The organism is Micromonospora sp. NPDC051296, assembly GCF_040682255.1.
In the GTDB taxonomy this organism is placed as follows: domain Bacteria; phylum Actinomycetota; class Actinomycetes; order Mycobacteriales; family Micromonosporaceae; genus Micromonospora; species Micromonospora craterilacus.
Window position 1 is genome coordinate 1 of sequence record NZ_JBFBAO010000410.1, and the last position, 5,698, is coordinate 5,698.

At 74.1% G+C, this 5,698-nt stretch carries 6 protein-coding genes; 2 read left to right on the forward strand and 4 right to left on the reverse strand.

Going from position 1 to position 5,698, the window contains the following annotated elements:
• Positions 1 to 326 (reverse strand): ferredoxin (gene fdxA, locus AB0M52_RS29410; protein ID WP_363960470.1); only part of this gene is annotated, 326 nt, incomplete at its 3' end.
• Positions 327 to 405: 79 nt separating this feature from the next.
• Between fdxA and AB0M52_RS29415 the strand changes: the two genes are divergently transcribed.
• Positions 406 to 1,383: a GNAT family N-acetyltransferase gene (locus AB0M52_RS29415; protein ID WP_363960472.1), complete on the forward strand. Its 978-nt coding sequence runs from the start codon at positions 406 to 408 to the stop codon at positions 1,381 to 1,383.
• 67 nt (positions 1,384 to 1,450) lie between these two features.
• On the opposite strand, the gene AB0M52_RS29420 is transcribed toward AB0M52_RS29415, so the two are convergent.
• The 3 genes from AB0M52_RS29420 to mshB all read right to left on the reverse strand — a co-directional run bounded on the left by AB0M52_RS29420 (position 1,451) and on the right by mshB (position 3,372).
• Positions 1,451 to 1,915, reverse strand: a complete 465-nt coding sequence (locus tag AB0M52_RS29420) for a hypothetical protein (RefSeq protein ID WP_363960474.1) — start codon at positions 1,913 to 1,915, stop codon at positions 1,451 to 1,453.
• Between the two features lie 78 nt (positions 1,916 to 1,993).
• Positions 1,994 to 2,431 (reverse strand): hypothetical protein, encoded by a 438-nt coding sequence (locus AB0M52_RS29425; RefSeq protein WP_363960482.1) that lies wholly within the window; start codon positions 2,429 to 2,431, stop codon positions 1,994 to 1,996.
• Positions 2,432 to 2,445: 14 nt separating this feature from the next.
• Entirely contained in the window at positions 2,446 to 3,372 is a 927-nt protein-coding gene (mshB, locus tag AB0M52_RS29430) for an N-acetyl-1-D-myo-inositol-2-amino-2-deoxy-alpha-D-glucopyranoside deacetylase (protein ID WP_363960476.1), read from the reverse strand.
• A gap of 86 nt (positions 3,373 to 3,458) precedes the next feature.
• Between mshB and AB0M52_RS29435 the strand changes: the two genes are divergently transcribed.
• Positions 3,459 to 5,603: a prolyl oligopeptidase family serine peptidase gene (locus AB0M52_RS29435; RefSeq protein WP_363960479.1), complete on the forward strand. Its 2,145-nt coding sequence runs from the start codon at positions 3,459 to 3,461 to the stop codon at positions 5,601 to 5,603.
• The last annotated feature ends 95 nt before the right edge of the window (positions 5,604 to 5,698 follow it).

Below are 5,698 nucleotides of genomic sequence, written 5' to 3' on the forward strand. Positions count from 1 at the left end.
GCCCTTGTCCCACTGGCCGCCGCGTTCGAGTTGGAACTCGCGTTCGGAGAGGTCGTTGGAGATCGCGTAGCCCGCGACACAGGCGAACCCAGGTCCTCGAAGAACTCGTAGTTGGCGCCGGTGTAGTCCTTCCACTGCTCCGGGACGTCGTCCTCGTAGAAGATCGCCTCAACCGGGCAGACAGGCTCACAGGCACCACAGTCGACGCACTCGTCGGGGTGGATGTAGAGCATCCGGTTGCCCTCGTAAATGCAGTCGACCGGGCATTCCTCGATGCATGCCTTGTCGAGCACATCCACGCACGGCTCGGCGATGATGTAGGTCACCGGTCTTCTCCTCCGCAAGACTCGCCGCGATCACCCGCGACGGTAAGAGCCTAGTATCTCGCCGGGGAGGAGGTCGATCGTGCTCCGAGAGCAGGACGTGGGACACCGGATCGTGGTCCGGCGGGTGGTGGGAAATCGCGGCGGCCGCCCGGTGTACTCCGACGCCCTCGGCGAGTTGGTCGAGCTGACCGAGACCCACCTCACGCTGGCCACCCGGCAGGGACGGCTGCGCGTCCCGATGGCCGAGGTGCACCGGGCCAAGCGGGTCCCCGCCGCCCGGCGGCCGACCGCCGCCGCGGTGGTCGAGCTGGAACTCGCCGCCGACGAGGCGTGGCCGGCGCCCACCCGCGCCCGCCTCGGCGACTGGCTGCTGCGCGCCGCCGACGGCTGGACCGGCCGGGCCAACTCGGCCCTGCCGGTCGGCGACCCGGACCGGCCGCTCCCCTCCGCGCTGGACGCCGTCGAGCGCTGGTACGCCGACCGGGGCCAGCCGGCGTTGGTCAACACGCCGCTGCCGCTGGCCGCGCCGGTCGGCGCCGAGCTCGACCTGCGAAGCTGGGGCAGCCGCCCGCCGGTGCTGGTACAGATCGCCCCGCTCACCGCGCTGACCGGGTCCCGACCGGCGCTGGGTGCGGGGGCGGAGCCGGCTGCCAGGTTTGTGGTCGAGCTGGCGGCTGCGCCGTCGGCGGACTGGCTCGAGGTGGCGGCCGGCCGCAAGGGCGGGCTGCCGGACGCCGCTCGGCACGTGCTCACCGCCGTGGACCAGGTCCGCTTCGCCCACGTGTACGCCGACGGCGCGCTCGTCGCGGTCGGCCGCGGGACGGTGACCGGCCGGGGGCGCTGGCTCGGGTTGTGCCTGATCGAGGTGCTGCCCGCCGCGCGCCGGCAGGGACTGGCCGCCCGGCTTATCCGGGCGCTCGCCGACTGGGCCGCCGAGGCCGGGGCGACCGACGCGTTCCTCCAGGTGGAGCAGAGCAACGCCGCCGCAGTCGCGCTCTACCGCAAGCTGGGTTTCACCACCCACCACACCTATCTGACCCGCGTCGCGCCGCACTGACCCGTCGGCACCGAGGCCGAGACGGACCGACGCAGGCCAACGCGAACCGTGCCCCGAACGGGCGGCGTCAGCGGCGGACGATCCGGCGGGGCTTGGCCGCGCTGGTCTCGGCGTACCGCTTGAGGCTCCGCGAGCGGTAGTCGCGGCCCAACGCGGTGAGCACCAGGTAGCCCAGGAACACCCCGGCGGTGGTCGCCACGAGGTAGAGCGCGATCTGCGCGAAGAAGGTGGCGCTACCGCCGGCGAACGGGTTGTTGCCGATGACCAGCGGCCCGATCAGCACGGTCAATCCCAGCGCGATGCCGATCGCGGTGGCGACCTCACCGGCCCATCGGGCGACCGGGCGCTGCCGGCCCCAGGCAAAGGCGACCCCGGCCAGGATCAGCCCGATCGCCACGAACATCCCGAGCGACACCCGTGCCTCAGCGGTGTCGTCACCGTCGAAGCCGAACCGGATGACCAGCCGGGCGACCACGTTGACCGCGAACAGCGCGACCACGAGTACCCCGACCGCGCGCCACCGCTCCCCCATCGCACGCCTCCCGCCGTACCGCCCGCCCCGATGGCGGGCCTCCTGGCAGGAATGTCTACCACCCGTAGCCGGGCGTCGTCAGTACCGGCCGGGAACCGACGGCAGGGCCACGATCGAGCGGAACGCCATCACCGCGAAGGTCATCGCACCGGCCACCACCAGGGTGAGCCCCACCCAGTTGCCGACGAGCAGCACGTCGCCCTCGGTGGTCCGGTCGGCGGCGGCCACCATAATCACCACCCATGGCAGCGCCGGCAGTGCCACCGCCCAGCGGCGTCCGACCGCCTCGATGGCGAACCAGCTCAACGCGATGTTCGCGACCACGGCCACCAGCACCGCCGCCCCGACCAGGTAGCCGCCGAGGCGCAGCGGGGCGAGCAGCAACTCCAGCACCGCCGTCGCCGCTCCGGCGACGAACGCGACCAGCCCGCCGGCCACCCGCAACCCGACGTCGACGGGCCGCCGCCACGCCCGCGCGGGCGGCGGCGGATCCTGCTCCTGCGGGGCGACCGACATCGCGGCGGGCAGGGTCACCGGTGACCGGCCGAGCTGACCGGCGCGCGATCTGGGCCGACGGCGACGTCCAGCCCGGCGAACAGGTCCGACTCCCAGCCGTACGGGCCGCCGCCCGGCCCCTTCGTCCCCACCGCGAGGGTGAAGTACTCCACGCCCATGAACTCGGCGCCGAAGTTGCCGGCGATCGAGTAGAGCCAGGAGGTGGCGGGGATCTGGGTGGCGTGCGCCCGCATCGCCGCCTCCTTGGCGAGGTGCTGGTCGGTGGCGTCGATCCGCGCCGCGATCTCCTTGTCCGGCGTGCAGAAGGGCAGCTCGGTCGCGTCGGAGATGCCGGCGAAGGGGTTGTCCGACGCCTCCTCGAAGTGCGTCATGCCCGCTTCCAGGACACTCTGCGGCATCGCCGTCCAGTAGACCTTTGCCGGGGCGAGACCCTCGCGGGCGGCCATCTCGACGGCCCGCATCGTCACCCGGTGTGCCTGGATGTGGTCGGGGTGGCCGTAGAAGCCGTTGTCGTCGTAGGTGATCACCACCTGCGGGCGTACCTCCCGGATGACCTCCAGCAGGTACCCGGCGGCCTCGTCCAGGTCCGCCCGCCAGAACGCCCGGGGGTGCCCGTTGGTCGGCAGGCCCATCATGCCCGAGTCGCGGTAGCGCCCCGCGCCGCCGAGGAAACGGTGATCGGTGACGCCGAGCTCGGCGCAGGCCGCGGCCAGTTCGGCGATCCGGTACCCGCCGAGCTGGTCGGCCTCGGCGGCGGCGAGACCGGCCAGCTCCGGTACGTGGATCTCGCCCTCCTCGCCCAGTGTGCAGGTAACCAGGGTGACGTGGGCACCGGTGGCCGCGTAGTGGGCCATGGTCGAGCCGGTGCCGATGGACTCGTCGTCGGGGTGCGCGTGGACCAGCAGCAGGCGGCGGTCAGGCAGCGTCGTCACGACGGTCACTCTAACCGGCAGTTCTTCCGTACCGGCCCCGACGCGTCCGCCCAGGTCGGTCACATCGCACTCGGCACCGGCCTACGATCTGGCCTGTGGACTTTCCCGAGCTGGCCGCCCGCACCCGCCGGTTCAGCCACGGGGCGCCGCGCGCCGTCTCCGTGGCCGACGACGGTGCCCGGGTGGTCTTCCTGCGCTCCGCCGGACCGGAGGACCCGGCCGACGCGCTCTGGCTGCTGGATGTCGCGACCGGCGAGGAGCGGCTGGTCGCCTGCCCGGCCACCCTGCTCGGCGCGGACGCCGACCCCGGCGCGCTCAGCCCCGGGGAACGGGCCCGCCGCGAGCGGCTGCGGCTGAGCGCCTCGGGCATCGGCTCGTACGCCCTCGACGGCGCCGGTCGGGTGGCGGTGTTCGCGCTGGCCGGCCGGCTGTTCCGGGCCGACCTGGTGCACGGTGACGTGATCGAGGTGCCCGCCGCCGGGCCGGTGCTGGATCCCCGCCCCGACCCGACCGGCCAACGGCTGGCGTACGTGACCGACGTCGCCGAGGGGGTACGCCGGGGCCAGCTGCGGGTGGTGGGCATCGACGGCACCGACACGATCCTCGCCGGCGAGGACGCCGGGGTGGTCTGGGGGCTGGCCGAGCACATCGCGGCGGAGGAGTTCGGGCGGCACCGCGGGTACTGGTGGGCGCCGGACGGGCGGTCGGTGCTGGCCGCCCGGGTCGACGAGTCCCGGCTGCCCCGCTGGCACCTGCACGACCCGGCGCAGCCGGCGAGCCCGCCGGCCAGCGTCGCGTACCCGGTGTCGGGCGGGCCGAACGCGGAGGTCAGCCTGCACCTGCTCGACCTCGACGGCGGCTGGGTCGACGTGCACTGGGACCGGGAGACCTATCCGTACCTGACCTCGGTGCACTGGGCCGAGGGCGCCCCGCTGATCACCGTGCTGCGTCGCTCGCAGCAGCACGGGCTGGTGCTCGCCGTCGACCCGCGCACCGGGGAGACCCAGGTGCACGCGGAACTGGCCGACCCGCGCTGGGTGGAGCCGATCCCGGGTACGCCCGCGCACCTGCCCGACGGGCGGGTGCTGGTCGGCGGCGAGCTGGCCCACGACGGGTACGACGCGCGCTGCCTGTTTGCCGACGGCACCCTGCTCACCCCGCCCTCGCTGTACGTACGCCGGGTGGTCGGCCGGCTGGCCGCCGGCACCGGCCCGGCGGACCTGCTGGTGGAGGCCAGCGACGGCGAGCCGAGCGAGCAGCACCTGTTCCGGGTGCGGACCAGCATCGGCGGTGGCGTCGACGCCCGCCGGCTCACCACCGACCCGGGCTGGCACGCCGCCGCGGTCGGCGGTGACGTGCTGGTCGTCGGTAGCGCCTCGCTGGACCACGCGGGCATCCGGTGGACGGTGCGGCAGGGCGACCGCGAGGTGGGCCCGCTGCGCTCGCTGGCCGCCACCCCGGGGTACTCCCCACTGCCGCTGCTGGAACGGGTGACCGACCGGCGGCTGCCCTCGGCCGTGCTCTACCCGGACAACCACGTCACCGGCCGGCGGCTGCCGGTGCTGCTGGACGTCTACGGCGGGCCGGGCCACCAGGAGGTGCTCGCCGCGCGGTCGGCCTGGCTGGAGCGGCAGTGGTGGGCCGACGCCGGCTTCGCGGTGGTGGTGGTCGACAACCGGGGTACGCCGGGCGTCGCCCCGTCCTTCGAGAAGGCGATCCACCGGCGGGTGGCCGACGTGATCCTGCAGGACCAGGTGGAGGCGCTCACCGCGCTCGCCGACAAGCACCCGGACCTGGACCTCGGCCGGGTCGGGGTGCGGGGCTGGTCGTTCGGCGGGTGGCTGGCCGGGCTGGCGGTGCTGCGCCATCCGGAGCTGTTCCGGTGCGGGATCGCCGGGGCGCCGGTCACCGACTGGGCCCTGTACGACACCGCGTACACCGAGCGCTATCTCGGCCTGCCGGACGACGGCATGGACGTGTACGCGCACCACTCGCTGGTGGAGCTGGCCGCCGAGCCGGTCACCGACCCGGCGCAGGCCCGGCCGCTGCTGCTGGTGCACGGCATGGTCGACGACAACGTGGTGGCGGCGCACACGCTACGGCTGTCGGCGGCGCTGCTGGCCACCGGCCGGCCGCACTCGGTGCTCCCGCTGACCGGCGCCACCCATATGGCCGCCGGTGGCCTCGCCGAACGCCTCCTCCGCCTGGAACTGGACTTCCTCCGCACCCACCTGATGTAAGGAAGGGCCCCCTTTTAACAGCGGCTGGGCGGATTCGAGGGCGTCGGGGTCACCTCGCCGGCACCGGCGGAGCCCCGGAGCGCGCCGTTTCCGCC

Coding starts and splice junctions, on each gene's coding strand:
- AB0M52_RS29420 (WP_363960474.1), bottom strand. CDS start 1,915: ATGGGGGAGCGGTGGCGCGCGGTCGGGGTACTCGTGGTCGCGCTGTTC.
- AB0M52_RS29425 (WP_363960482.1), bottom strand. CDS start 2,431: ATGTCGGTCGCCCCGCAGGAGCAGGATCCGCCGCCGCCCGCGCGGGCG.